The following is a 26,973-nucleotide window of genomic DNA, read 5'->3' on the forward strand; positions in this document are numbered from 1 at the left end:
AAATTTTTCTAGAAATTTTTAAGTATAGATAGTCAATATAAATAATGGCAGATTTTGGTTATAAAATTGATTTTGCAAGAGATACAGAAGACCCTGGTAGAGTATTTCGTGCTATGTTGGGACTCATAGAATTTTCCAAAGTAACAGATAATACTTTAATTAAATATCTTGATGTTGAAATTGAGTCTACTTTAGTATTAGAAAATATAGAACAAGGTTCATTTATTGTTTGGTTAAAAAACATTTTAAAGCCTGTTGATACTAACAAAAAAATAAATTTTAAACCTATTTGTTCGTACCTTGCAAAAGGAAAGCTCTATATTGTTGAATTCATTAGAGATAGAAATACAATAAATGATAATTATGAATTATTAGAGATAAAAGAGAGACTAAAATTATTAGCACAAGAAACTGAAACTAATTTAGGTATTTATCCAGACCCAAGCAACAAAGATTTATTATTAAGTATAGATAAATTTCAGGCAGCAAACTCTGAACTTCAAAAATCAGATCAGCTATATTATCTAACTCAAAACTCAATCTGTCCTGTTAACCGTAATTTTTCTCTTTCTGAAGAATCTAAGGACAATTTGTTATTTAAAGATGTTATTAAAGATGAGCGTGAAATGATTTTAAAAGTCAAAAAGCTTGATTTACTTGGTCAATCAAAATGGGAATTTAAACACGGAAAAAGCAGAATCGAAGCAAAAGTTGCTGACTTCAAATGGTTAGAATCTTTTAAAAATAGGGACATTACTATTTTTCCTGGTGACGCAATCAAAGCTATCGTTGAAGTCATCGAAAAATATGATTTTAGTGGAGAATTAGTCTCAACTCAGTATACTATCAAGGAAGTTATTGAGATTATACCTCCACCCCCACCGCGAGGAACCCAATTATCTCTTTTCCCTGATGAATAATAAACAATATTTTTAGTTGTTGAATTAGAAAAGCAAAATTTAACATCTCCCCAATATTGAGCAAATCATTAGTATTAGTAACGCCAAACAGAGACTAACATTACATCAAAATGATAGTCATAAGTCCACACTGGTAAACTCAGGCGATTAGAAATAATTGCAGTTATACCATCGAACAAAGTAATTTGTTGGTCAGGAAAATTCCCTACTAATTGTATTGCTGCTGAGTAATCATCAACTGTGGGGTTAACTAATTCAACTCCTGAAAAAATCTGCTGTAAAAATGTTCTGGCAGTTTCATTTCCTAGACGATACAAAATTAAAGTATAAGCTTCTAAAACAGTAGGATAAGCAACAATAACTCCTAAATTTTTTTGTTGCAGTTGGTTTAATTCTACTTGAGCTTGTTGATGGTATTGGTCATCTGGATCGACCGCAGCATAAAGGGGTCCAGTATCAGCTATAACACTTCTCATTACTATTTATTGTGAGGTATATCGGCGATAACTGAATCGTGATTAATTGATGTTTTTTGATATCCACTACCTTTTGATGCTGGAGTTATATGGAGAGTTTTGTTGACTGGGGATGATAAATCTTTCCCATGATTCTCTCTTTTAATTTCTTCCATTCTTGCTTTTGCCCAAGTCATAGCAAGTTTATTTTTCTCTAGTTGCTCTTGAGCAGTCCGCCCTAAATTCAAATATGGCAATAAAGTTCCCTTTTCTGAATTATCTATTTCTGTTTCTTTATTTAATAAATATTGACCTTTTTCCCATAACTTAGAAGTCGATTTTGACTTTCTCAATTCAATTGCTCTATCTACACCTTTTGGAATTATCCAAAAAGACTTTTTATACTTACCAAATAAATCTTCTTTTTGTTGTAGGGAAGGCAAAGTTAATCTAAATCTAATTAACCAACCTTGCCATCCATTACATTTAGAACTTACTTTAGTAAAACTGTAAGCTGTATTCACAAAATAGTGGTGACTTTCCACCGAAAAAATATCCCAACAAGACTCGATACCAGCAGCCAATTTCTCTATCTTATCCACATACTTATTTATATCTCTAGGGATATCATTTTTAAATTCTATTTCTGTATTAATTGCCTCCAAATATTTTCTCGTACCCGCCATCATCTCCTGTAAAGTTTCCTCTACACTTTGACCTTTAAGAGCAGCAACTTCTCGAAAAAATTCCTGTGCTTCATCAGTCAATGAATTAGGGTAAATACAATTTTCTAAAAATGATTTTAGTTTCTCTATATTCTCTTTTCCTTGTTCTGGTAATAATCCATTAATCATCTTATTTTCCTCCTGCACATTAGATATGTTAGAACTATTATACTCTAATATTTACCACAGTATAAAGAGGTATAGTATTAACTATAATAGCTCTCATTATTATTTCTGTTCCAGAAAATGTTTATAATTAGATATTATTTTATAGTGAATTTATAGCACATATTTGGAATGGTGTCAATTAGGAGCGATCGCCAAACTTGCCCCAAAAAATCATCCGTACATCCGTGCTAAAATCCGTGTCTAGCTACTAGGGAGCGTTTCGCTGCGCGACATGAAAGGCGAAGCTTAGCGGCAGCTATATCACCAATAATATGTTAAAATCAAAACAAGTCTATTTAACGATTTAAAAATAACAACTATACTTAAATATGACCCCAAATCCAACCATAGAAGAAATAAAATCTCTGATATTTCAGTTACCTATTCAGGAGCAAATAACCCTCATAAAAGACCTTGAGGAAAGACTAGAAACTCTCAGCATGATGCAACTAGCAGAAACAAGTTTTTCAGAGTGGAACGAACTAGAAGAAGATATTTACGATGTCGAATCTTAAACCTCTAGAAATTTGGTTAGTTCGCTTCCCTTTTAGCGATTTAACTTCTACAAAAGTTAGACCTGCGCTAATTTTAACAGTTCATAGAAAAGAAGCAATTATTTTAGGCATCTTCTCGAAAGTTACTAATAGTAATTTACAAACTACTTGGGTATTAATGTCAGAAGTAATTATAGAATTATCAACATATACTATATAACCGGATTCTATATAGCAATCCTAAATTGGTCGTAACAAGTTTTATAATAGTTAATTTAACCTGAAAACATGAGTAAATTCTGGCTCCTTACTCCTAACTGCCACCAAAATATTACAACCTAAATAGGATTGCTATATATAGCAATCAGGAATAATACCACCATGCATTAATGCTATACTTACTCAAAACTTCAGTTATTAACTAATAAGCAATGTTTTTAAGAATTTGTTGCCATGAAATGAAGATATAAGATATTTTTGAACCCTACTCTGTACGGACGCCCTTATGCAACGTCCCTACTGCTCAAGGAGATGTAGCAAGAATGCATGAGAAATGGTATTAGAAGAGTTTAATCAAAGGTTTATAATTTATGTAAATCTATATTGTATAGTATTTTTAGTCATTATCAAAATCACTATGAAACCAGAAAACTCCACTCCCAAAATTGACTATGATGTAGCGATCGTCGGTGCTGGTCCTGTAGGATTAGCAACTGCCCTCGGTTTACGACAGCGTGGAATCAAAAATATTATCGTCCTTGACCAAACTCGCGCCTTTCGCCAGGTAGGTCAGACTATTGGTCTTTTACCAAATGGTATGAAAGCACTTAGATATATTCATACCCAAGCTCACAAAAATCTTACAGAAGAATTTAAAAAATCCAAGAACCCACTAAAAGAAGATCCGTCAAAGCAAAAATGGACGATGAGAAATGTAAATGGGGAAAAAATACCTTCACCTTCAAAGGGACTCGGTGAAATATTTGGCAAGTATGGGGAGCATCTAGGATTGATACCTTGGTATGAGTTACAGACTCAACTGAGAAGACTATTACCAGAAAATCTTGTCAAACCTAATCATCGTTTTATTAGCGTAGTTGCCGAACCAGAATTTCAATGTGTTCGGGCAGATTTTGTTTCTAATCTGGGAGCAAAACCTAACCCCTATTCCTACTGGGAAGATCAACAAAAAAAGGCTCGAACTAACACAGAAAGTTCATCCCAATTTCCTGAATCAGAAATCACATCTATTCGTGCTAAACTATTGATTGGAGCAGATGGGATTAATTCTACAGTACGTCAGTCAATTTACAAAGATACTCCATACTCTGCATACAGCAAACCTAAATATTCAGGTTTTTCAGGCGTTCAGACTGAAGGAATTTATCAGGTTCCAGAAGCACTGTCACAGCAAATCAAGGAGCAGTTTTTTGATGATGCTAAAACAGCAGCAATTTATAATTACCCAACCTCGGAAACTTCCACAATTAACCAAGAACCTACTATGAAAATGCTGATCTGGTCTTATGAACCTGGTGAGTTTGAATATCTAATTGATGCAATTATGCCATTTGAATCATTGGCAGGGAAAGTAGGAAAAGATTTGATTGATAGTTTAGTCTTGGAATTGAAAAAAGCTAACTTTCCAGAAATAATTCAGCGGTTGGTAGCTTTATCACCTCCAGAAAATCTAGCAAACCGCCCCTTTTATATTCACCCCGTCAATATTCCTGCTCCAGATCGGGCAAAGTGGAGCATAGGGCGAGTTGTATTAGTAGGAGATGCAGCTCATGGAATGCCACCAGTTGCTGGTCAAGGTGCTAATCAAGGGATGGAAGATGCTGCAGCGATCGCTACTTTGGTGGCTAAGATTAATCAGCAAAATCAATGGGATGATACAGCAGGTATAGAAACAGCTTTCGATAAATATGAATCTTTGCGTCGCCCTATTGTAGAGATTGCTCAAGAGGGAAGTATGAGAATACGATCCTTTTATTCAGAATGGCATGAGCAGTTTGCTGAAGAAATCTATGGTCGTAATATTGCAGAAATTATGCAAACCTTGTTATAATCAAGAATCTTACAACTGTTGTACAATTATCAATATTAGTTTATAATGCCAGAAAACTCCAATCCAAAAATTGACTATGATGTAGCAATAGTAGGTGCAGGTCCAGTGGGATTAGCAACTGCCCTCGGTTTATATCAACGTGGGATAGAAAATATTATTGTCCTCGACCAAACTCGGGCCTTTCGTAAAGTAGGTCAGGGTCTCGATCTTTTACCCAATGGTTTGAAAGCAATTAAATACACCCATACCCAAGCTTATGAAAATATTAAAGAAACTGGTAATAAGCTCAATAACCCAACACAACCAAACCAGGAAACAAAGGCACAAAAAAATCAGTCTGCTCCACGATGGGTGACCAGAAATGTCAACGGAGAGGAAATCCGTTCATTTTCTCTAGAATACGATGAATGGTTTCATAAGTATGGAGAAGGTAGAGTATCAATATCTTGGTACGATTTACAAACTCAATTGAGGACACTTTTACCAGAAGAAGTTGTTAAAGCTAATCATCGTTGTATAAATGTAGTTGCCGAACCAGAATTGAAATGCGTCCGCGCGGATTTTATTTCTAATCAGGAAGTAGAAACTAATCCCTATGCTCACTGGGATGATCAACAAGAAAAGAATAAAAGCAGTAGTGTAAATTCCTCCCAATTCCCTGAATCAGAAATCACATCTATTCGGACTAAACTATTAATTGCAGCAGATGGAATTAATTCTACTGTACGTCAAGTAATCTACAAAGAGACTCCATATAGTGAATATAGCAAACCAGAATATTCTGGTGTTGTAGCTATTGGCAGTGGAGGAGTATATGAAATACCAGAAGCACTCTCACAAAAAATCCAGGATTTGTTTATTCAAGGTTCGCGAATAGTAACTATTCTCAATCAGCAAATAGCGGAAAATTCTACAGAAAACCAAACCCCCAGAATAATCTTATTTTCCCGTCAGTCCGGTCAATGTGGATATTTAATCCACACACCTTTGACTTTAGAATTATTGGCAGGAAAGTCAGGAAAAGAGTTAATCGATCTGGCTATCTTGGAGTTAAAAAAAGCTAACTTTCCAGAGATGATTCAGCAATTGGTAGCTTTATCTTCTCCAGAAAAGATCATACAACGTCCGTATTATATTCACCCCGTCAATATTCCTGCTCCCAACCAGCCAAAATGGAATATGGGGCGGGTTGTATTAGCGGGAGATGCAGCTCATGGAATGCCACCATTTATGGGTCAAGGCGCTAATCAAGGTCTGGAAGATGCTGCTGTGATAACAACTTTAGTAACTGAGATCGACAAACAAAATAAGTGGGACGATCTGGTGGCGATAGAAACAGCTTTCAGTAAATATGAGGGTTTGCGTCGCCCACTTATGGAGCGAATTCAATACGCAACTTTGACAAGACTACCTCTGTCTTCAGAGCAGTATGGACAGGAGTATGCTCAACAAGTCTACGCTCGCAATATAGATCAAATTATGCAAACATTATTGTCATAAGAACTCTGATAACTGTTGTACAATATTTTAGTAATTATCCGTATCAATTTATGAAACCAGAAAACTCCAATCCAAGAATTGACTATGATGTAGCGATCGTCGGTGCGGGTCCAGTGGGATTAGCAACTGCTCTAGGTCTACGTCAACGTGGAATCGAAAATATTATCGTCCTTGACCAAACTCGTGCCTTTCGTAAAGTTGGTCAGGGTCTCGGTCTTTTACCAAATGGCTTGAAAGCACTTAAATATATCGCTCCCCAAGCTTATAATAATATCAAAGCTACTATTGGCCAACCAAACAACTCATTACAAACAGGTCAGAAAAATGAAGTAGAAAAAAAACAACCTTCCCCAGAATGGCATCATGTAAATGTGAAGGGGCAACAAATTCGTTCTTATTCCATGGGATACGATGAATGGTTTCAGCAGTATGGGGAAGGAAGAATCTCAATATCTTGGTACGATTTACAAACTCAACTGAGAACACTATTACCAGTTGAGCGCGTCAAAGCTAATCATCGTTGTATTAATGTAGTTACCGAGCCAGAATTTCAATGTGTTCGAGCAGATTTCGTTTCTAATCAGGAGGTAGGAACTAATCCCTATGCTCACTGGGACGAGCAACAAGAAAAGAATCAAAGCAACACTGTAAATTCCTCCCAATTTCCTGAATCAGAAATTACATCTATCCGTGCCAAACTATTAATTGCAGCAGATGGAATCAACTCTAGTGTCCGTCAAATAATCTATAAAAATACTGCATATAGTAGATACAGTCAGCCAGAATATTGTGGTGTTGGCGCGATCGGCAGTAGTGGAACATATCAGATCCCAGAAGCACTTGCACAAGAAATTAAGGAGAGATTTTTTCATGGTTCTCCTAGAGTCGTAACTATAACAAATCACGAAAGTGACGTTCCCAGAATCATATTATTTTCTCCTCAACCTTCTCAGTTTGGATATCTCCTCCATGCAGCTTTTCCATTGGAGTCATTGCTAGAAAAATCGGGAGAAGAGTTAATTAATATTGCCGTAGAAGAGTTAAAAAAAGCCGACTTTCCAGAGATGGTTCAGCAGTTGGTAGCTTTATCTTCCCCAGATAAGATGATACAACGTCCGTATTATACTCATCATGCTACCGTTTCTGCTCCAGAACAGCCAAAATGGAATATGGAACGGGTTGTATTGGCAGGAGATGCTGCCCACGGGATGCCACCATTTATTGGTCAAGGAGCTAATCAAGGACTAGAAGATGCAGCAGCGATCGCTACTTTGGTAGCTGAGATTAGCAATCAAAATCAGTGGGATGATGTGAGAGCTATAGAAGCAGCTTTTAGCAAATATGAGGCTTTGCGTCGTCCATTTGTCACTTATATTCAAGAAGAAACTTTAATTGGTAAACCTTTTTTTTCATCAGATGAGAAGTTACGGAAATATAATCAAAGAGTTTTATCTCGCAATATTGAGGAAATTATGCAAACATTTCAATAGGAGAGATGGGGTGATATCAAATCCGGTTATACAGTAATCGCATTCAAACATCCTCAACTAAAATATGTGTTTGCTAGAAGCACGAATTTAAAAATTTATGCATTTTCATTTCCTTTCTTACTCCTAATATCATGTTCGGTTGAATACTTATAAATAATTATCAAGGAGTCAGGAGTCAGGAGTCAGGAGTCAGAATTTCTGGAGAAAGGAGTCAGGAGAAAAGTAGAAGTATAATATCTTTTCCCTACTCTCAGACCTAAAATTTTATTTATAACTGATTACCCGAACATGATATAACTCCTAACTCCTAACTCCTCATATAGAATCCGGTTATATAGTATATGTTCATTATTAAATCGGACAATCGGACCATCTCCCCCAACAATACACTCTTGTATTCAACTGGATTTGATATTACTCCTTACTCCTTACTCCTTACTCCTTACTCATTACTCATTACTCATTACTCATTACTCCTCAGTAATACGATAACTAATTACCCGGATTCTATATCAGCTATGGGTAGGGTGTGTTAGCGCCAGCGTAACGCACCAATAACCTATATGTAGTGCCTTGGCGTAAGTCCTAACTATATTAAGATATATGTTGATAATTCTATAATTACAGGACTTACGCATAACCACCGTATCTAGTAGGGGCGGACCGTTCGCCCCTACATATAGCCTATAATTTGATATTTTGCGTAAGTCCTGAATTACTTTAATAGATATCTTCCTATATTCCCCAAATTCTTCTCCTGAGAGGGATTATATCAAATCCGCGCTCGCAACGGAAGTGATATAATTCTACCATCATAAAAGAGTGAAAACTCCTAGTTTGTCGAGGGTTTGGAGACCAAACCCCGGAGAGTCTGGAATTCTACCGATACTACCGGATTTGATATTATGGGTAGGTCCCCATCTCCCCATCTCCCCATCTCCCCATCTCCCCAACCATATAATAACTATCGGGACTTAAACAAAATCAACCAAAAAAATAGGCTCAAATATAGACAGGTAAAGGCTTTTACGTCAAAAAGGCATAAATCTTGAATTACCAACGGTTCTAGCCATTTTTAGGGCATCGACGTAATTCAAAGCAATAGAATATCAGCCAAATTTTGCCGAAGCTTATGTGAATTTAGGTACATTATCCGTTCAAAAAGAACAGTGGCAAGAAGCGATCAGCTATTATCAAAAAGCCATAGAAATTAAACCAGACTTAGCAGCAGCTTACCGAAACTTAGCCAGAGCTTATGAAAAAATAGGCAACCATACTGAAGCGGCAGAATGTCGTAAACAAGCTTACTCTTTAGAACCTGGTAAAACAAAAATCAATCAACCGAAGAAAATCACAAAATCAAATTCAGAATCATCAAATGAAGCAACCAAAATAGCAATTCCCAATGATGCCACAACTACCTACAAAACCCTGGGCAAAATGTTGCAATCTCAAGGGCAAATAGAGGCAGCTTGGCAGTCATATAAAAAAGGTCTATCTGTACAACCAAATGACCCAGAAATTTATCTGAATATTGGCAGTTTATATGCTGAACAGGGACAATGGACAGAAGCAGTTCAATGCTATCAAAAATCCCTTGCTCTGAAGCAAAATTATGCCGATGCTTACCGCAAGTTAGCTACAGCTTGGACGCAAATCGGCAAGCAAACAGAAGCTTATAATTGTTGGTATCGAGCCTATACTTTAGAACCAGAAAAAGCTACAGCAGAAGAACATTTAATATTAGGAAATACTCTGCTCAGACAAAACGTAATTGATAAAGCAATATCCTGTTATTGTCGGGCGATCGAATTAAATCCTAATTTATCAGGAGCTTATGAAAATTTAGGGGAAGCATTAAAGCTACAGGGAACCAAGAAACCTACCACACCAGTATTTCCTAATCATTGGCAAAATCCAACAAATTCTCTCAACTTACTAACAGCAGAAAATCATCAAAATAGTCAAGGAATAATTCAAAAGGTTAGGGCTGAAAATACAATTCATATTATTCAGAAACTCCAAAATTTTGAAAGAGTTGTTGGTGACTTAGTAAATACAGTTACATCAACATTTAATTTAAAAAATGACTTATCGGATAATTATCTAGAATCATCTTTATCTCTGTTAGAAAATAGTCAGCCTCAAGCAAGTGCAAACTCTACAGGAATTATCAAACCTGTACATTCCAACAAACCTCTAATCATTGAACCAGATTTAAGTAATATTTATTGGGATTTAGAGGGAGAAAAAACAGTTATTAATACTCCAACACAAACTAACAATCATCAGATTATTCACTCTGGTTTAAAATCAGATGAAATTTCTCAAATTAATCAAACAATACCTATAAATTCCACACCTGCTTTACCACCTAATGGTACGGTAAATATTCCAGAGATTTATATTCAGGAAGCTCAAAAATATTATGAACAGGGATTGTATGAACAAGCAATTTCCCAATGTCAACAAGCTATTTCTATCAAAATAGATGCAGTACCAGCTTACATAATTCTCGGAAATTCTCAGGAAAAAATTGGGCAAATAAAAGAAGCAGAGAGAAACTATCAAACAGCTCTTGAAATTGAGCCAAATAATGCCTCTATTTATAAAAAATTAGGCAATTTGTATGCTGGATATAAATCTTGGCAGTCAGCAGTTGCTTGTTATCAAAAAGCAGCAAAAATTGAACCAGATGTGGCTGATAATTATCGCAATTTAGCTAAACTTTGGACGGAATTGGGTAAACCAAAATCAGCAATAGATTATTGGTATCAAGCTTACTCTCTAGAACCGAAAAAAGTAACAGCTAACGATCATTTTAATTTAGGAAATAAATTGTATAGGCAAGGGGAAATTACTAAAGCAGTATCCTGTTATCAAAACTCTATAAAATTAAATCCTAATTTTCCTACGGTTTACTATAATCTTAGTGTAGCTTTAAAACATCTTGGCAGATTAGATGAAGCAATTAGTTATCATCAAAAAGCCAAGGAAATATTGGCAGATAAAAATCAAGATCAGGATAATTTAAAGGTTGAGATGAATTCTCGTATATTAACCAAATTAGAAATTCAACATCAGAATGGTAATCAACCAAGTGCAGCAGAAATAAACTTGGAAAATCATCAACCACGGCAGTTAGATAGGGCAGTACAAAATGAGAAAAAGTCTACTCAAACAGAACAAATTAAACAGATATTAAAAAAAGCCAACACTTATTATTTAGAAGGATTGTTTAAAGAAGCGATCGCCTCCTGTGAAAGAGTAATTAAAATTCAACCAGCTCCAGAAGCTTATCAAATAATGGGGAAAGCTTTTCAAGAGCAAAATCAAATAGACAATGCCATGAATTATTATCATCAAGCACTGAAAATAAATCCTAACTTAGCTGGTGCTAATTATGAGATAGGAAAAATATTAGCAGTGCAGAAAAACTGGCATGAAGCTATTCATTATTATCGGCAAGCTCTATCTGTATTAAAGTTAGATTTAGATAGTCAAACATTAATAGGATTAAAACCCGATATTTGGGAAGTTCATCAGCAATTAGGAGATGCACTACAGGAAATTGGGGAAATAGAAGAAGCTGTGAAAATTTATCGTCAAGCTCTTATAGCAGGGAATAGGGAATAGCAAAATTGGGCGTTGCTGAATACTGGGATGATTGAGGCTGACGCGGAGACGCGGAGACGTGGGGATTATGCTTGAGCCTCAAGGGATGATTTTGTCCCACAATTATGCAATGCCCAAAATTGTAGTAGTAGACTGACACAACTTAAATGGTCACGGCTGGGTGCTTCAGAAAATGTATCGACTCTGACGTATAGAGCAACAGAAGAAAAACTTTCAGATTCATCTCCTCACTGTGGGTGCTTCATAAAATGTATCGACTCTGGCGTATAGAGCAACAGAAGAAAAATTTGACGATTCATCTCCTCACGACACGGGGGCTTAATAAAATGTTTTGACTCTGGCGTATAGAGCAACAGAAGAAAAATTTGACGATTCATCGCCTCACGGCGGGCGGGTGCTTCAGAAAATGTACCGACTCTGGCGTATAGAGCAATAGAAGAAAAATTTGACGATTCATCTCCTCACTGTGGGTGCTTCAGAAAATGTATCGACTCTGGCGTATAGAGCAGCAGAAGAAAAATTTTCAGATTCATCGCCTCACGGCGGGTGCTTCAGAAAATGTATCGGCTCTGACGTATAGAGCAATAGAAGAAAAATTTGACGATTCATCTCCTCACTGTGGGTGCTTAAGAAAATGTATCGACTCTGGCGTATAGAGCAGCAGAAGAAAAATTTTCAGATTCATCCCCTCACGGTGCGGGTGCTTAAGAAAATGTATCGACTCTGGCGTATAGAGCAGCAGAAGAAAAATTTTCAGATTCATCCCCTCACGGCGGGTGCTTCACAAAATGTACTGACTATTGCTCTATACGCAATAGAAGAAAAATTTGACGATTCATCTCCTCACGGCGCGGGGTGCTTCAAAAAATGTATCGGCTCTGACGTATAGAGCAGCAGAAGAAAAATTTTCAGATTCATCCCCTCACGGCGGGTGCTTCACAAAATGTACTGACTATTGCTCTATACGCAATAGAAGAAAAATTTGACGATTCATCTCCTCACGGCGCGGGGTGCTTCAAAAAATGTATCGGCTCTGACGTATAGAGCAGCAGGAGAAAAATTTTCAGATTCATCGCCTCACGGCGCGGGGTGCTTCACAAAATGTATCGGCTCTGACGTATAGAGCAGCAGGAGAAAAATTTTCAGATTCATCGCCTCACGGCGGGGTGCTTCACAAAATGTTTTGACTCTGACGTATAGAGCAACAGAAGAAAAATTTTCAGATTCATCGCCTCACGGTGGGTGCTTCACAAAATGTATCGACTCTGGCGTATAGAGCAGCAGAAGAAAAATTTTCAGATTCATCGCCTCACGGCGGGGTGCTTCACAAAATGTATCGGCTCTGACGTATAGAGCAACAGAAGAAAAATTTGACGATTCATCGCCTCACGACACGGGTGCTTCATAAAATGTATCGACTCTGGCGTATAGAGCAGCAGAAGAAAAATTTTCAGATTCATCCCCTCACGGCGCGGGTGCTTCAGAAAATGTTTTGACTCTGACGTATAGAGCAACAGAAGAAAAATTTTCAGATTCATCCCCTCACGGCGCGGGTGCTTCAGAAAATGTATCGACTCTGACGTATAGATTAATAGAAGAAAAATTTGACGATTCATCTCCTCACGGCGCGGGTGCTTCAGAAAATGTTTTGACTCTGACGTATAGAGCAGCAGGAGAAAAATTTTCAGATTCATCGCCTCACGGCGGGGTGCTTCACAAAATGTATCGACTCTGACGTATAGAGCAACAGAAGAAAAATTTTCAGATTCATCGCCTCACAGCGCGGGTGCTTCACAAAATGTATCGACTCTGGCGTATAGATTAATAGAAGAAAAATTTTCAGATTCATCGCCTCACAGCGCGGGTGCTTCACAAAATGTATCGACTCTGGCGTATAGAGCAGCAGGAGAGAAATTTGACGATTCATCGCCTCACGGCTGGGTGCTTCACAAAATGTATTGACTCTGACGTATAGAGCAGCAGTCGAAAAATTTTCAGATTCATCGCCTCACGGTGCGGGTGCTTCACAAAATGTATCGACTCTGGCGTATAGAGTAACAGTCGAAAAATTTTCAGATTCATCGCCTCACGTCGGGTGCTTCACAAAATGTATCGACTCTGGCGTATAGAGCAACAGTCGAAAAATTTTCAGATTCATCGCCTCACGGCGCGGGTGCTTCACAAAATGTTTTGACTCTGACGTATAGAGCAACAGTCGAAAAATTTTCAGATTCATCGCCTCACGGCGCGGGTGCTTCACAAAATGTATCGGCTCTGACGTATAGAGCAACAGAAGAAAAATTTTCAGATTCATCGCCTCACGGTGCGGGTGCTTCACAAAATGTATCGACTCTGACGTATAGAGCAACAGAAGAAAAATTTTCAGATTCATCGCCTCACGGTGCGGGTGCTTCACAAAATGTATCGACTCTGACGTATAGAGCAGCAGGAGAAAAATTTTCAGATTCATCGCCTCACGGCGCGGGTGCTTCACAAAATGTATCGACTCTGACGTATAGAGCAGCAGGAGAAAAATTTTCAGATTCATCGCCTCACGGCGCGGGTGCTTCACAAAATGTAATGACTCTGACGTATAGAGCAACAGGAGAGAAATTTGACGATTCATCGCCTCACCGCGCGGCTCTACGTTGTGTATTTAGTCCTCTTTTTCCTGATAGAAGTAAAAAGTATTGAAAAGTCTAGAAGAACTGCTAATTCATACCAATTTGATGAATGTTTGCTACCCTTTCTTGAGCAAGGGAGTGGGGCAAAGATAAACACAATAATAACTAATACTAAATAGCTAATAGTTATCAAAAATGTTATTTAGTCATGTTAATTACTTAAGAATTTAAGTTTCATCCAAGCATAGCATTCTTTTTTTTAAATTGGTATTAAAGCGTTACATTCTAACAATTTGATGACTAAAAAATATCATAAATAAATAAATTTCCTATGCTAACAGACACAAAAACCGATACAACCACTCAAAATATGCAAGAGTCTAAGTATGCTAAAACCCACTATCGCTTAGGGCAAATTTCCGCAAAACAAGGAAAACTAGAAGAAGCTATTACTTGTTACAATACAGCTATTGAAATCAATCCATACTTTACTGAAGCTTACTATTCTTTAGCTAATATTTTAGTCAATCAAAACCAGCTAGAAGCAGCAGCAAGTCTTTGTCAAAAACTAATTAAAATTCAACCCAATCTATGGCAAGCTCATCATAATTTAGGGGAGATATTAATTAAACAAGAAAAATTTTCGGAGGCAATTTTAGCTTATCGTCATGCCATAGAATTAAACCAAAACTCTTATCTGTCTTATTTTAAATTAGCAGAAATATTAGTAAAAGTAAGACAATTTTCTCAAGCAATAAATGCTTACCGTAAAGCAATTGCACTAGATCCAAATTTTGCCGATGCTTATCAATATTTGGGTGATGTTCTAGTAGAAACTGACCAGAAAGAAGAAGCAATTAAGGTCTATAGAAAAGCTGTTGAAATTAAACCTCAATTATGGGATGTACATCATAAATTAGGTAATTTATTGCAAGAAAAAGAAGAGTTAGAAGCTGCCGTTGCTGCTTATAATAAATCCATAGAATTCAAGCCAGATTTTTCTTGGTCTTATAATAATTTAGGGGATGTTTTTGTTAGTTTAGAACAATGGGATAAAGCAGCTAAAGTTTATGATCGAGCTACTAAATTGAATCCTGATTTTGCTTGGGGTTATTATAAATTAGGCGATGTTTTAGTTAATTTAGAACAATGGAAAGAAGCGATCGCTGCTTATCGTCAAGCAGTAGCTATCAATTCTCAAGCACCATGGTATCTCTACAAGTTGGGAGCGCTTTTGCATCAACAGGGTGAGTTTGAGGAAGCAGTTGGTTATTTGCGCGAAGCAGTAAAACTCAAAACAGATGCGTCTGAGTTTTATCTTGGTTTGGGAGCAGTCTTAGTTAAGTTGAAGCAATGGTTAGAAGCAGAGAAGTATCTCCAAGAAGCGATCGCTACAACTGACTCCTTCGATACTTCCCATTCAGCAGCAGCGTATTATTATTTGGGAGTCGCCAAGTCTGAGCAACAGCAGTGGTTGCAAGCAGTAGAATTTTATCGTCGCAGTCTAGAAATTAACCCCGATGGAGGCGACTGTTGTTTAGCGTTAGCAGAAGCTTTTGGTAAATTAGAAAAATGGTCAGAAGCAGTAGAATTTTATCGTCGGGCGGTGCTTTTATCTGGTAAGTCAAACCAAGTTTTGTTCCGTTTAGGAGAGGCGTTGGGGCAGTTACAAAACTGGGCAAAAAATGTTAACTTATCTCCCGAATTAGATGTCAAAAAAGAGGAGATTGCAGATTCCCAAGCGGAAATCTCTAGTTTCCAGAAAGTAGTTACTCAAGAACCAGAAATAATCTTATTTACTCCTTATTACAAAGCCAAACATTCTAAAAGGCAGGAGGAATTAATTTATTGTCTGAAGAAAAATACACAGTGTGATGAAATTGCAAAAATTATCTTAGTAATAGATGACGATCATATTCCAGAAGTCGAAAGTTCTAAGATTGAAATTGTCAAAGTATCTGCCAGACCTACCTATCTTGACTGGGTAGAATTAACTGAGCAAAAGTGTCAGAATCAAATTTCAATTCTTGCCAATACTGACATCTATTTTGATGAATCTATTGCCCGCATCCGAGAAATATTTGCTGCCGATCCACAAGGGTTTGTAGCATTAAGTCGTTATGAAAAAGAAGCGGAAAATCAAACCTTACATAAAACTCCGCATTGGTCACAAGATGTTTGGGCTGTTTCTGGAAATTTTAAATTTACAACATCCTTTAAAAACTCTCTGAGAGTTTCTTTAGGAGTCCCTCGTTGCGATAATAAAATTGCTTACTTATTTGCTATTCATGGCGCTCCAGTTTATAACCCTTGTCATCATATTAAAACAGTTCACGTTCAAGAAAGCCAGTTAAGATATTACGATAAATATGGTGATACAAGCATTTTAGGGGGTACTGCATGGGTTTACCCAAGTATCATTATTAATGAACCATCTAAAATACAAATAGATTTATGGACATTAAATTCCTCTAATTTAGCTGGATTACAAGTCAATAAAACATGGGATTCTTTAAATAAAAAAAGTCAGAAAGAAGAAAGCAAAGAATCAGATACTAACGACAAAGAAAAATCTAGTGAAAAGAAAATAATCCACAACGTTTTAGGATTTGACTCTGATTGGCAGTACCCGGCAATTACAGAAAAATATGCCTATCAAATGGCAAATAAATTTTTAACTAAAGATAACTTTGAGCAAAATGTTATTTACTTTGGATTCCCTTGGGCAACACTGCTCGACAAACGGCTTCATAGTCAAGATAAAACCGAAGCTAATGCTTTAATAGAAAAGTTGAACAGCTTTCAAGATGAACTGAAAAAATACAAAAAAGTTATCACAGTTTGTCAACATATCCGAATGTTAGAATTTGAAGGTATTTTTGACGCAGTAGGTATTACTGATATTTTTTGGTCTCATACAAAAAAAGACCAAAATGTTCTCCCTTCTTATCCACACATTTCATTGCATTCTTTCCCACTTTATCCCGTACAAGCAATTGATATAGAAGCAAAAAAAACAGATAAAAAATATTTGTATTCATTTGTAGGAACTCGCCCGAGCAAATCTTATTTAACAGATTCAAGAACTAAAATTATTGATTCCCTATCAGATGATAACCGAGGGTTAATAATTGCCAGAAATCAATGGCATTACAACAAAATTGTCTACGATCGCCAAATTCTCAAAAAGGTGAAAAATGATGATAATCTTGTAGACAACTCCGCGTCAGAAGAATTCAAACAAGTGATGCAGGAAAGCGTATTCGCTCTGTGTCCATCGGGATCTGGTCCAAACTCGATTCGTCTCTGGGAAGCTATTGGTTTGGGAGCAATACCAGTTGTGATAGCTGACACCTATTTACCTCCAGGCGATCGCTCACTCTGGGATGAAGCAACAGTAACTTGTTCCGAAAAATTAGAAGATATCAAAGCGCTACCCGATCGCTTGGCAGAAATACAAAAAGACGATGCACTCCTCCACAAAAAACGTGAAGCACTCAAACAACTGTGGACGAGATATGGAGCAGACTGCTTCGTATACGACATCGAGAAATTATTTTTCCAATATGCGTCAGGGAAACTGGGAGCAACCAAACCCAAAACCAAAGCATCCAAAGGTTTGAAGAAAGCAGTTAGTTTGTTAGCACCTAAAAAATTAACCAAAGAAGACTTCAAACCATCCTATACTTGGCCAAACCCAACATTCCCATTCCGCTTATATTATGATGGCGCCAAGTGTAGAATTTTCATCATCGAAAACATCCAGCACAACTGGAAATGGATGGCAGAATGTCACGAACGTTTTCGGAAAACAGATTTCTTCTTCGTAATGACAGGGTGGTATCAAAGTCCGACTTTTGCTGATGAAGCAGAGGCAATTTTTTCCGTACTCAAATTAGATAAGAAACAATTTTTCTTCATGTATAATTCCCCCCAGGAAATGGAAAACTTTGCCAAGAAAGGTTTTCAAGGGGATGTTATTAACCAAAACGCTTGGTTAGATGAGAAAGCGATCGCGCAGCATCTTGACAAAGAGAAAATATACGATGGCATTTATGTAGACTTTAACAAAAAATCTAAACGTCCTCAACTGGCAGATCGAGTTTATCCGTTAGCACTGGTGACAAAATCTAATCATGGCAAAGCTTTTGCCGATACACCCCCATACAAATTTCTCAATGAGCAACAACTGTCGCCTACAGAAATGTGGGAAAAAATTAATCAATCTCATTGTGGTTTGGTGTTATCAGCAGAAGAGGGAGCGTGTCAAACTTCCAGTGAATACCTATTGTGTGGCATACCTGTCGTATCCACATCTTCCCTGGGAGGACGCGACGTTTGGTATAACGAACATAACTCCATTATTTGCGAGGCAACACCGGAAGCAGTTGCATCTGCAGTCGAAAAATTTGTCAAAAATCCTCCTGATGCACAGCGCATTCGTCAGCAACATATAGAGCAGGCAAAAGAGTACAGAGAAAAGTTTATTCAGGTGGTAGCTGATGTTTTTAAGCAGTTTGGAGTCATTGATGTCGAGGCATCAAGCTATTTCCAAAAGAACTTTTATAACAAAATGAGGAAAAACGAAAACATTAAATTTGTTAAATCTCTTTTTGTTTGAAATTATAGCGAATTTCATCTCATTCAGGTATAGAAATAGCGGGCAAGATGCCCGCACTACAAAAATTCAAACGTTAATATTTGTACCTCACATACCTGGAATCTGCTTTCAACAATTAATAATGAATAATGAATAATTAATAATTACCTCTCCTTGAAAAGAAGAGTATTGAGTCAAAGGAAAATTTTTATTTATTATCCCCTATCCAAGGGGAGGCTTTAAACCAAAATTTTTCGGTAAAAAAATTGGAGGCAAAAAATTCTATGAAAGTTGTAAATTCAGAAACTCAAAATATCAGTAAATATGATTTTAAACCATCCTATACTTGGCCGAATCCGGCTTTTCCATTCAGGGTGTATTACGAAAGTAAAAAATGCCGAATTTTTATTATTGAAAATATCCAACACAATTGGAAATGGATGTCTGAATGGCACCAAAATTTTCGGGAAACAGACTTTTTTTTCGTTTATTGTGGTTGGTATCATAGCCCTTCCTTTGCTAAAGAAGCTGATAAAATTTTTTCCTTGCTGAACTTAGATAAAAAGCAATTTTTTATCATGTATAATTCCCCCCTAGAAATGCAAAATTTTGCAGAAAAAGGCTTTTATGGGGATGTAATTAATCATAATGCCTGGCTAGACGAAAACTTAGTAATGCGACCTCTAAATCTTGAGAAAATTTACAACGCTATTTATGTCGGGCGTCGCAGTAAATTTAAAAGACATATTCTTGCTTCTAAGGTCTCTGAATTAGCACTTGTAGCAGGAATTAATCATGGAAATGCTGTTTCAGAAATTCCTTATTATAAATATTTGAATGATCAACAATTATCAGCAGAAGAAGTATGTGAAAAAATTAATCAAGCTCATTGTGGTTTGATTTTATCCGCAGAAGAAGGAGCTTGTTTTTCCTCAAGTGAATATCTTTTATGTGGGTTGCCTGTTGTTTCGACAGAATCAAAAGGAGGGCGTGACGTTTGGTACGACGAATACAATTCAATTGTTTGCAAACCAACTCCAGATGCAGTTGCTTTAGCAGTAGAAGAATTTGTCCGGAATCCACGGAATCCACAATGTATTAGACAAAAGCATATTGAGCAAGCAGAAAAATACAGAGCCAAGTTTATTAATGTCTTAGCCGATGTTTTTCATCGTTTCGGTGTGAAAGATAATCCAGTTGAGTATTTTAATGACAAATTTTACCATAAACTTAGGAAGTCTTATAAGCCTGATTTTCAAGCAATTTTTGGTAAAAATTACTCTTGATATTTAGGATTTTTAATCTTGTCAAAACTCAGTAATTTTGGAGAAAATGAACAATTACGAAAATTTAAAAAATAAACAAGAATCTAACCACCGTGAATCTTTTGCAAAAGCGGTTGCACAGGATAAAACTGCTAACTATTTAGATGTAGAAAATACCCATGGTTGGTCAAGAAGTTACCCCCTTTACAAAATGGAAAAATTCTTTCGACATATCGCACCTAGTGAAGTTGTTACAATAGGTGATGGTAAAGGCGGACATGAAGCACAAATTATTAAAAGATTTGGCAATAAAGTTATCGCTACTGATATTGCTACAGAAATGCTAGAAGTTGCCAAAAAAAGAAACTTAATTGATGATTTTGCCAAAGAAGATGCCGAAAATTTATCCTTTGCAGATAATTCCTTTGATTACTGTTTTATTAAAGAATCTTTGCATCATTTACCCAGACCATACTTGTGTATTTATGAGATGTTAAGAGTTGCCAAAAAAGGAATTATTTTAATCGAACCCAACGGCGATCGCTCTTATCAAATAGGTAAAGAACAATATGAATCATCTGGTAATTATAAATATCAATTTACACTCAAAGAATTAGTTCAATGTGCAGCTTGTTTAGGATTTAATCATGTTGCTTATGGATATTCACCCAACGTTCATTATATTTTGAATTGTCTTTGTTTTCAACAAGAATTTCCCGAAAAATGGGCGAACAAAGAAACAAGACCAAAACCTATGGAACTTGCAGGAAAATTAATGCCATGCTCTATTAAATACGGAGATAAATTTCAGCAATCTAAACCTGGTTTTGAAAAAGCAATTGATGAGTGGTACAAAAGTCATGAACCTCAAGTTAATCCCTTGCTAATTTTTATGATATTTAAGAATAAAATTTCACCACAATTGCAAGATGTTTTGAAAGAATGCGATTTTGAAATTCCTGATATTAAACCCAATCCTTATACTAACTAATTAATATTATGAAAAGTAGCAACCAAAAAATTTGCCCTATCTGTGGAGGAACTGAATTTGAAAGTAAATTAAGAACTTCACGTTTTGGCACTCCACACCATTGTGTGAAGTGTGGTTCCGGAGAGCGACAGCGTGCCATTTGGAAGATTTACGATAAAATCCCCAAAGAAATTCTGAAAAAATCTAAAGCTCTACAATTTAGTGATGATAACGGCGTTGATAGAAATGCTTTTGCCAGTTTTGAAGTTTCTGTATACGGTGGCGATAATTCTCTCGATATGATGAGTATTGAAAGAGCAAACGAATCTTATGATTGGATAATTTCTAACCAAGTTTTAGAACACGTTGCAGACGATACTGTGGCAGTTGAAGAGCTTTTGCGAGTATTAAGTCCTAGAGGAGTTATTCATATTAATATTCCTAACCCTGCTTATAATTTACACACCAATGACTGGGGATATCCCGATCCAAAAATACACGATCATTATCGACACTATGGCAGTGACTTTTTGCTGAGAATTGATAAAGCATTAACTTCTGCTTACGCAATACAAGTAGTTGAAATAGATGATGTTACTGACACATTAGAATTAGTGTATTTCATTAGTAAATCTTTTAATCTCTTGGTGCAACAAATAGGCAGAAGTTTGCTAGCACAAAAATGCGTTGTTCTTCGTGGCAAATAAATGGAGAAATCACTAAATCAGAATCAGATTTCATCAAAGAAATTATTAAAAATATGGCGAAATCTAACTATAAATTCAATCAAAACCAACTAATAAATTAGGAGCAAAATAATGAATTTAACTAAAAATCTGTTAGTACCAGATTATATTTATTCAGCCAGGGTTGACGTAGCAGATATTCCATTTTTTGAAGAAGCATTTTATCAGGATTTAGAATTCTATACGGAAGACATAAAATCTACCTCAGATAGATTTAATTACGGTTTAAGAATTGGATATGGTTATATGAATATGATTAAGAAAAATCTATATTCATTACCAGAAAAATACACGATTAAATCCCTCGGCGATAAAGGATTTGATTGGAGATTTGTACCAGAATTAATCAACAAATATGATGTCAAATATTCTATTTGTGCTGGTGCAGGTACAAATATAACTTTTGAAACATCTTTTGCACAAGAATTTCCAGATATTAATATTACTTTGCTCGATCCTTCACCTCATTCTGTTAAACATATTGAAAGGATAAAACTACCATCTAACCTCAAATTTTTACCCGTAGGTTTTTCTAATAAAGATGAAATCTTGAAATTTCATAAGCCATCTACTCATGGCGCTGGTTCTCTTTCTACATTAAATCTTCAACCAAGTGATACTTTTTTTGAGTTGCCAGTTAAAAGAATTTTGACTATTTTAAATGAGCAAAATATTGAAGCTAAAAACTTATGCTATCTCAAATTTGATATTGAAGGTTCAGAACACGCTGTTATTGATGATATTATCAAATCTAAATTAAGACCTGCTCATATAGCTTTTGAATTCGATCAACCAGTTCCCCCTTGGACTATGGAAAAAACATTAAAGAAATTGATTAAATATGGTTATGCTATTGTTGATATTTGGGGTCTAAATGTGCTTGCTATTGATAAATTATTAATTACTTAATGCAAAATTTATGGGTGCATCTCAATGCAAGAAGAAAGCCAAAAAATTATTGCTTTTAGGGAATAGGGAACAGGGAATAGGGAATCAGAAAAAAGTATTTTGGCAAATATCAGATGCACCCAAATTTATTGACTTAATCTAATAGCATATCTAGCTTAAAAATGTGGGTGAAAAAACCTAACCCCCCAACCCCACAACTATCCCCCCTTGCCCCCCTTTGAAAGGGGGGATAGTTGTGGGGAGTAATTTCTCCCCTCTAAAGAGCAGGAGAGGGGGAGGGGCAGGGGGGAGAGGTCTTCTGGATTCCTGCTCAAACACCCACAATTTTAGTCTAGACACGCTACTAATCATATTTTCAACAGATACTTTCAACAGTATCAAACAACAAAATATTTCACAAAAATCTCAAATATTTAGGAGTAAATAATGAATATGCACTCAGTCAGTTCTAACGTATTATCAAAGTATAAAAATTCATATCGTGGTGGGATGTCTGAATGGAGATTATTAGGGGGTAAACCAAAAGCACATCATGTACAATCTTTGTGTAAAGCAAATAATATTTCTCCCTCATCCTTGATAGAAGTTGGTTGTGGAGAAGGTGCAATTTTAGAACACCTTGACAAACAAAATTTCTGTGAAAATATGTATGGAATTGACATTTCAGAATCTGGCATTAAAGTTGTTTCATCTAGAGACATAAAAACTCTCAAAGAAGTAAAAGTTTTTGATGGATATCGTATTCCCTACCCAGACAAAAGTTTCGATCTTGCCATTTGTTCTCATGTTTTAGAACACGTCGAATATGAAAGAATATTATTGAGAGAAATTGCACGAGTTTCTAAGAATTTTATCATAGAAGTTCCCATTGATTATCGTCCGGGAGTAGATTCAAAAGCGAATCATTTTTTATCATACGGCCATATTAATATGTATAGTCCAACAACTCTACGATTTCTTCTTAAAAGTGAGGGTTTTTCAATATTAGATGACATTATTGATATTACCGATCCTGAAGTATCATGTTTTAATTACTTTTTTAACCAAAAGAAAGAAGAACCAACTGAGGATAATATCAAAACTAAGATGAATAAACTTACAGAAGAAGTTGATAATTTTAGGAGTAAAAATACGTTACAACAAGAGGCAACTGCTTCGGATTATACAGTTCTAGTTGATTCTAGTACAGAAGGGATTCAAATTTTTTAAATCATGTTTAATTAAATCATAAATATGATTTAAAAGATGGTTTTAGATGCTGATTATCCATGATTTTTGACTTCTGTTATTTCCCTTTTTCAGCGATTTTCAAATAAATTAAAAACTTGTAGAGACCTTGCATCAAGGTCTCTTATAATATATAAGGATATTACAGCGGTTTTCATTTTGGTAAACCACCGTAGGGACGTTCCATGGAACGTCCCTACAAATTTTTGGTTATGAGGATGTGGTTTATAAATCTGAAAACTGCCGTATAATTATTTAGTAATTCCTAGTATTTCTCATTCCCTATTCCCTATTGCCTATTCCCTATTCCCTTCTTCAAATATGAACAACTTAAACATTTTCAAATCTCCCTATTTCTGGTGTTTCTGCTTTACCATAATTTTCCTACTTTCCCTAGACTTTTGGTCATGGAAACAAACAATTTCCTTTTCATTTCTCCATCTCCCACCCTGGGTTTTCTATTTTATCGGTTTGCAAATTATCTTCGCCTGTGCTATTCTAATCTTTTCTCAAACTTTCTGGAAATCTGAAACTGAAGAGGAAAATTAATGATGCTCGAAAACCTAACTCCCTACTTATTTATTGGTGTATATTTACTCTCTACTTTAATCATCGGAATTATTGGTTATCGTAGCCAAAAAAACACCCCAGAAGATTACTTTCTAGCAGATAGAAAAATCAGCTCTATAGTTCTATTTTTTACCCTCATTGCCACAAACTTTAGTGCCTTTGCTTTTCTCGGACTTTCTGGTGCTGGTTATCGCGTTGGTATAAGTTATTATACAATGCTCGGATTTGGTACGGCCCCAGTCGGAATTACATTTTATTTAATTGGTTATAAAGTTTGGCTTTTGGGCAAAGAAAAAGGTTTTATTACCCCCTCAGAATTAATCGAAAATCGCCTCCCTAGTCAATCACTTAAAATACTATTTTTAGCAGTAATGGTAATTTTTACCATACCCTACTTAGCCCTACAACCAATTGGTGGCGGTTATATGCTCGAAAATTTAACTAACGGGCAAATTCCCTATTTTTGGGGAGCAGCTTTTTTGACTTTCATCATTGTTTTATATGTGTTTGTGGGTGGAATGAAAAGTGTAGCCTTAACCGATGTTTTGCAAGGGGTATTAATGTGTGTTGTAATGATAGTTTCAGTAGTGGCGATCGCTCAAAGTATTGGTGGCATTACTGAAGCTAATCAAACTGTTTATCAACTAAAACCAGAGCTTTTTTATCGTTCTGGAATGAATGATTTTTTCACTCCCCACAAATGGTTTAGTTATATGTTGCTTTGGGGTTTAAGTGTGCCAATGTTCCCCCAAATGTTTATGCGGTTTTATACTGCGAAAAGTGGTAATTACCTCAAACTTCCTGCTACTTTATATCCTTTAATTGGTCTAATGTTTATTTGTCCGGTTTTAATTGGAATGTGGGGTCATATTAATTTTCCCGATTTAGCTGCACAAGAAGCAGATAGAATTTTTCCCATGATGTTAACTGAATATACCTCAACTGCCATAGCTTCATTAGTAATGGTGGGAGTTTTAGCAGCCTTAATGTCAACCCTTGATTCTCAACTTTTAGCATTAAGTTCCATGATTACTAGGGATATTTATATTGTATATATTCGCCCCCAAGCTTCCCTAACAGAACAAACTTTTGTTGGCAAAATTTTAATCGTTATTCTAGCAATAATTGGTTTGATTTTAGCAGCAAATCCTCCGGCAACAATAGCAGCGATCGCTACTCAAGCTTTTACTGGTTTAGCAATATTATTTCCCACAGTTATTGCCGCTTTGTATGGCAAAAATATTTCACCTTTAAGTTGTATAATTTCGATTATTTTTGGTGAGATAACACTTATTGGTTTTCAGGTAGGTATTATTCCCAAAAGTTTTGCTTTAGGATTTCTGCCAGTAGTGCCGATAATGGTAATTTGCAGTCTAATTATTTTAATCGGGAATAGGAAATAATGAAGAACATGAGAAGGTTTTTATTACTCGCACTTACACTCTTCGTAAGCATTTGGGGTAGTATGCAACTTGCATCCCAAAGCATCCCTCCGAAAGCAGCAGCTAATTCAACCTCCAAGGTTGTCTTGATGTCTGAAGTCGAGTGGGGGCCGCTAAACCCCGCCCGTGGCGACAAAAGCCCCAGGGCGGGAACTCTTTGGGGCGATCGAACCAGATCCGGGCCGTCAGGCTTTCTCGTTCAGTTTGTGGATGGCTTCTCGTCACCACCTCACATTCATAACGTCACCTACCGTGGAGTGGCTATTACTGGCACTATTCACAACGACGATCCTAATGCCGAGAAGATGTGGCTACCGGCGGGTTCTTTCTGGACGCAACCAGCCGGGGAAGTGCATATTACCTCTGCTAACAGCAGCAAAAACATGGCGTACATAGAGATTGAGGATGGACCGTATCTCGTCCTTCCTCCTGAGGAGGCGTTTGATAATGGAGAAAGGCCAGTCAACGTCGATAAATCAAACTTTGTTTGGCTGGACGCATCGAACATTGTTTGGCTCGATCAGCCCGAAATGCCAGCCTCTGCTAATGGAGCTAAGGTAGCTTTTCTTTGGGGCAAGCCGCAGGACGGTGAGTTAAATGGGACTCTTGTCAAGCTACCTGCTGGATTTACCGGAAATATAGGTAGTCACGGCTTGACATTCCGTGCTGTAGTTATCCAGGGTAGACCTAAGTACCGAGTACCGGGTGAGACCGACGTTAAGATCATGGAACCGGGCAGTTATTTCGGCTCGAACGGAGAGTCGATGCATCAGGTATCGTGCGAAGTGGGAGAGGAGTGCATCATCTATGTGCGCATGGAGGGCAAGTTCGACGTCGTTCCCGCATAGCATTCTTTTGCTACTATTTCTCCTCTAGTTATTTTACTTACTGACTGATATAGATATCCAGTTGAACAGTCGTCCGCAGCGTTTGTACAACTTGAATCAGGACTTACGCAGAGACTCTATATATAGTGAGGGCGAATGCCATTCGCCCCTACAGATGGTGCTTCAAAGGTCGATTTGCGTAAGTCCTCTTGAATAATAATATAGCTTGTAGTAGGGATTTAGCTGGAAGTATGGATATTTTTGAGGCTAAAGTTCTACTACAAACAAAAACTTTTTGGTCGCGTAAGCGGAACGGAGTCCTATCGCTCATTAT

At 36.6% G+C, this 26,973-nt stretch carries 25 protein-coding genes; 23 read left to right on the plus strand and 2 right to left on the minus strand.

Annotated elements, in window-relative coordinates; all coding sequences use genetic code 11:
* The first annotated feature begins 44 nt into the window (after positions 1-44).
* Positions 45-920, plus strand: a complete 876-nt coding sequence (locus F6K40_RS05840) for an LAPAL motif-containing putative phage structural protein (RefSeq protein ID WP_293132683.1) — start codon at positions 45-47, stop codon at positions 918-920.
* Positions 921-994: 74 nt separating this feature from the next.
* Here F6K40_RS05840 and F6K40_RS05845 read toward each other — a convergent pair whose 3' ends face one another.
* Positions 995-1,396: a type II toxin-antitoxin system VapC family toxin gene (locus F6K40_RS05845; protein WP_293132686.1), complete on the minus strand. Its 402-nt coding sequence runs from the start codon at positions 1,394-1,396 to the stop codon at positions 995-997.
* A gap of 2 nt (positions 1,397-1,398) precedes the next feature.
* The gene (locus tag F6K40_RS05850) at positions 1,399-2,229 is read right to left on the minus strand and encodes a hypothetical protein (RefSeq protein WP_293132689.1); all 831 of its coding nucleotides are present in this window, start codon (positions 2,227-2,229) and stop codon (positions 1,399-1,401) included.
* Between the two features lie 368 nt (positions 2,230-2,597).
* Between F6K40_RS05850 and F6K40_RS05855 the strand changes: the two genes are divergently transcribed.
* The 22 genes from F6K40_RS05855 to F6K40_RS05960 all read left to right on the plus strand — a co-directional run bounded on the left by F6K40_RS05855 (position 2,598) and on the right by F6K40_RS05960 (position 26,660).
* On the plus strand, positions 2,598-2,783 hold the full coding sequence (locus F6K40_RS05855) for a hypothetical protein (RefSeq protein WP_293132692.1): 186 nt from the start codon (positions 2,598-2,600) through the stop codon (positions 2,781-2,783).
* A complete protein-coding gene (locus F6K40_RS05860; RefSeq protein WP_293132694.1) occupies positions 2,770-2,982 on the plus strand; it encodes a hypothetical protein in 213 nt (70 codons plus the stop codon). Before F6K40_RS05855 ends, F6K40_RS05860 begins: the two co-directional genes overlap by 14 nt.
* A gap of 333 nt (positions 2,983-3,315) precedes the next feature.
* Positions 3,316-4,833: an FAD-dependent oxidoreductase gene (locus F6K40_RS05865; RefSeq protein WP_293132697.1), complete on the plus strand. Its 1,518-nt coding sequence runs from the start codon at positions 3,316-3,318 to the stop codon at positions 4,831-4,833.
* 45 nt (positions 4,834-4,878) lie between these two features.
* A complete protein-coding gene (locus F6K40_RS05870) occupies positions 4,879-6,333 on the plus strand; it encodes an FAD-dependent oxidoreductase (RefSeq protein ID WP_293132700.1) in 1,455 nt (484 codons plus the stop codon).
* A gap of 50 nt (positions 6,334-6,383) precedes the next feature.
* Positions 6,384-7,823, plus strand: a complete 1,440-nt coding sequence (locus tag F6K40_RS05875) for an FAD-dependent oxidoreductase (RefSeq protein WP_293132702.1) — start codon at positions 6,384-6,386, stop codon at positions 7,821-7,823.
* A gap of 1,101 nt (positions 7,824-8,924) precedes the next feature.
* Positions 8,925-11,459 carry a tetratricopeptide repeat protein gene (locus F6K40_RS05880; RefSeq protein WP_365670419.1) on the plus strand — a complete coding sequence of 845 codons (2,535 nt, stop codon included), beginning with the start codon at positions 8,925-8,927 and terminating at the stop codon, positions 11,457-11,459.
* 482 nt (positions 11,460-11,941) lie between these two features.
* Positions 11,942-12,115, plus strand: coding sequence for a hypothetical protein (locus tag F6K40_RS05885; protein WP_293132706.1), 174 nt, complete (start codon positions 11,942-11,944; stop codon positions 12,113-12,115).
* A complete protein-coding gene (locus F6K40_RS05890) occupies positions 12,094-12,348 on the plus strand; it encodes a hypothetical protein (protein ID WP_293132709.1) in 255 nt (84 codons plus the stop codon). Before F6K40_RS05885 ends, F6K40_RS05890 begins: the two co-directional genes overlap by 22 nt.
* A 93-nt stretch (positions 12,349-12,441) precedes the next feature.
* Entirely contained in the window at positions 12,442-12,582 is a 141-nt protein-coding gene (locus F6K40_RS05895; RefSeq protein WP_293132712.1) for a hypothetical protein, read from the plus strand.
* A 247-nt stretch (positions 12,583-12,829) separates the two neighbouring features.
* Entirely contained in the window at positions 12,830-12,955 is a 126-nt protein-coding gene (locus tag F6K40_RS05900; RefSeq protein WP_293132715.1) for a hypothetical protein, read from the plus strand.
* A complete protein-coding gene (locus tag F6K40_RS05905; RefSeq protein WP_293132718.1) occupies positions 12,952-13,194 on the plus strand; it encodes a hypothetical protein in 243 nt (80 codons plus the stop codon). The genes F6K40_RS05900 and F6K40_RS05905 overlap by 4 nt, the downstream gene beginning before the upstream one ends.
* Positions 13,195-13,417: 223 nt before the next feature.
* Complete coding sequence (locus tag F6K40_RS05910; protein WP_293132721.1) at positions 13,418-13,588, plus strand: hypothetical protein; 171 nt, start codon at positions 13,418-13,420, stop codon at positions 13,586-13,588.
* Positions 13,589-13,649: 61 nt separating this feature from the next.
* Positions 13,650-14,153 (plus strand): hypothetical protein, encoded by a 504-nt coding sequence (locus F6K40_RS05915; protein ID WP_293132724.1) that lies wholly within the window; start codon positions 13,650-13,652, stop codon positions 14,151-14,153.
* Between the two features lie 261 nt (positions 14,154-14,414).
* Positions 14,415-18,704, plus strand: a complete 4,290-nt coding sequence (locus F6K40_RS05920; protein ID WP_293132727.1) for a tetratricopeptide repeat protein — start codon at positions 14,415-14,417, stop codon at positions 18,702-18,704.
* A gap of 263 nt (positions 18,705-18,967) precedes the next feature.
* Positions 18,968-19,969, plus strand: coding sequence for a glycosyltransferase (locus tag F6K40_RS05925; RefSeq protein ID WP_293132730.1), 1,002 nt, complete (start codon positions 18,968-18,970; stop codon positions 19,967-19,969).
* A 46-nt stretch (positions 19,970-20,015) separates the two neighbouring features.
* Positions 20,016-20,939: a class I SAM-dependent methyltransferase gene (locus tag F6K40_RS05930; protein WP_293132733.1), complete on the plus strand. Its 924-nt coding sequence runs from the start codon at positions 20,016-20,018 to the stop codon at positions 20,937-20,939.
* An 8-nt stretch (positions 20,940-20,947) separates the two neighbouring features.
* Entirely contained in the window at positions 20,948-21,625 is a 678-nt protein-coding gene (locus tag F6K40_RS05935; protein WP_293132736.1) for a class I SAM-dependent methyltransferase, read from the plus strand.
* Between the two features lie 111 nt (positions 21,626-21,736).
* A complete protein-coding gene (locus tag F6K40_RS05940; protein ID WP_293132738.1) occupies positions 21,737-22,573 on the plus strand; it encodes an FkbM family methyltransferase in 837 nt (278 codons plus the stop codon).
* Positions 22,574-22,583: 10 nt separating this feature from the next.
* Positions 22,584-22,715 (plus strand): hypothetical protein, encoded by a 132-nt coding sequence (locus F6K40_RS05945; RefSeq protein ID WP_293132741.1) that lies wholly within the window; start codon positions 22,584-22,586, stop codon positions 22,713-22,715.
* A 284-nt stretch (positions 22,716-22,999) separates the two neighbouring features.
* The gene (locus F6K40_RS05950; protein ID WP_293132744.1) at positions 23,000-23,782 is read left to right on the plus strand and encodes a class I SAM-dependent methyltransferase; all 783 of its coding nucleotides are present in this window, start codon (positions 23,000-23,002) and stop codon (positions 23,780-23,782) included.
* A gap of 566 nt (positions 23,783-24,348) precedes the next feature.
* A complete protein-coding gene (locus tag F6K40_RS05955; RefSeq protein WP_293132747.1) occupies positions 24,349-25,773 on the plus strand; it encodes a sodium:solute symporter family protein in 1,425 nt (474 codons plus the stop codon).
* A 62-nt stretch (positions 25,774-25,835) separates the two neighbouring features.
* The gene (locus F6K40_RS05960; protein ID WP_293132750.1) at positions 25,836-26,660 is read left to right on the plus strand and encodes a DUF4437 domain-containing protein; all 825 of its coding nucleotides are present in this window, start codon (positions 25,836-25,838) and stop codon (positions 26,658-26,660) included.
* Positions 26,661-26,973: the final 313 nt, after the last annotated feature.

Source organism: Okeania sp. SIO3I5, from assembly GCF_010672085.1.
GTDB lineage: Bacteria > Cyanobacteriota > Cyanobacteriia > Cyanobacteriales > Microcoleaceae > Trichodesmium.

What these genes read in the sequence shown, in the direction of transcription:
- F6K40_RS05840 (WP_293132683.1), top strand. Translation starts at nt 45, where the DNA reads ATGGCAGATTTTGGTTATAAAATTGATTTTGCAAGAGATACAGAAGAC.
- F6K40_RS05845 (WP_293132686.1), bottom strand. Translation starts at nt 1,396, where the DNA reads ATGAGAAGTGTTATAGCTGATACTGGACCCCTTTATGCTGCGGTCGAT.
- F6K40_RS05850 (WP_293132689.1), bottom strand. Translation starts at nt 2,229, where the DNA reads ATGATTAATGGATTATTACCAGAACAAGGAAAAGAGAATATAGAGAAA.
- F6K40_RS05855 (WP_293132692.1), top strand. Translation starts at nt 2,598, where the DNA reads ATGACCCCAAATCCAACCATAGAAGAAATAAAATCTCTGATATTTCAG.
- F6K40_RS05860 (WP_293132694.1), top strand. Translation starts at nt 2,770, where the DNA reads ATGTCGAATCTTAAACCTCTAGAAATTTGGTTAGTTCGCTTCCCTTTT.
- F6K40_RS05865 (WP_293132697.1), top strand. Translation starts at nt 3,316, where the DNA reads ATGGTATTAGAAGAGTTTAATCAAAGGTTTATAATTTATGTAAATCTA.
- F6K40_RS05870 (WP_293132700.1), top strand. Translation starts at nt 4,879, where the DNA reads ATGCCAGAAAACTCCAATCCAAAAATTGACTATGATGTAGCAATAGTA.
- F6K40_RS05875 (WP_293132702.1), top strand. Translation starts at nt 6,384, where the DNA reads ATGAAACCAGAAAACTCCAATCCAAGAATTGACTATGATGTAGCGATC.
- F6K40_RS05885 (WP_293132706.1), top strand. Translation starts at nt 11,942, where the DNA reads ATGTATCGACTCTGGCGTATAGAGCAGCAGAAGAAAAATTTTCAGATT.
- F6K40_RS05890 (WP_293132709.1), top strand. Translation starts at nt 12,094, where the DNA reads ATGTATCGACTCTGGCGTATAGAGCAGCAGAAGAAAAATTTTCAGATT.
- F6K40_RS05920 (WP_293132727.1), top strand. Translation starts at nt 14,415, where the DNA reads ATGCTAACAGACACAAAAACCGATACAACCACTCAAAATATGCAAGAG.
- F6K40_RS05925 (WP_293132730.1), top strand. Translation starts at nt 18,968, where the DNA reads ATGAAAGTTGTAAATTCAGAAACTCAAAATATCAGTAAATATGATTTT.
- F6K40_RS05930 (WP_293132733.1), top strand. Translation starts at nt 20,016, where the DNA reads ATGAACAATTACGAAAATTTAAAAAATAAACAAGAATCTAACCACCGT.
- F6K40_RS05935 (WP_293132736.1), top strand. Translation starts at nt 20,948, where the DNA reads ATGAAAAGTAGCAACCAAAAAATTTGCCCTATCTGTGGAGGAACTGAA.
- F6K40_RS05940 (WP_293132738.1), top strand. Translation starts at nt 21,737, where the DNA reads ATGAATTTAACTAAAAATCTGTTAGTACCAGATTATATTTATTCAGCC.
- F6K40_RS05945 (WP_293132741.1), top strand. Translation starts at nt 22,584, where the DNA reads ATGGGTGCATCTCAATGCAAGAAGAAAGCCAAAAAATTATTGCTTTTA.
- F6K40_RS05950 (WP_293132744.1), top strand. Translation starts at nt 23,000, where the DNA reads ATGAATATGCACTCAGTCAGTTCTAACGTATTATCAAAGTATAAAAAT.
- F6K40_RS05955 (WP_293132747.1), top strand. Translation starts at nt 24,349, where the DNA reads ATGATGCTCGAAAACCTAACTCCCTACTTATTTATTGGTGTATATTTA.
- F6K40_RS05960 (WP_293132750.1), top strand. Translation starts at nt 25,836, where the DNA reads ATGCAACTTGCATCCCAAAGCATCCCTCCGAAAGCAGCAGCTAATTCA.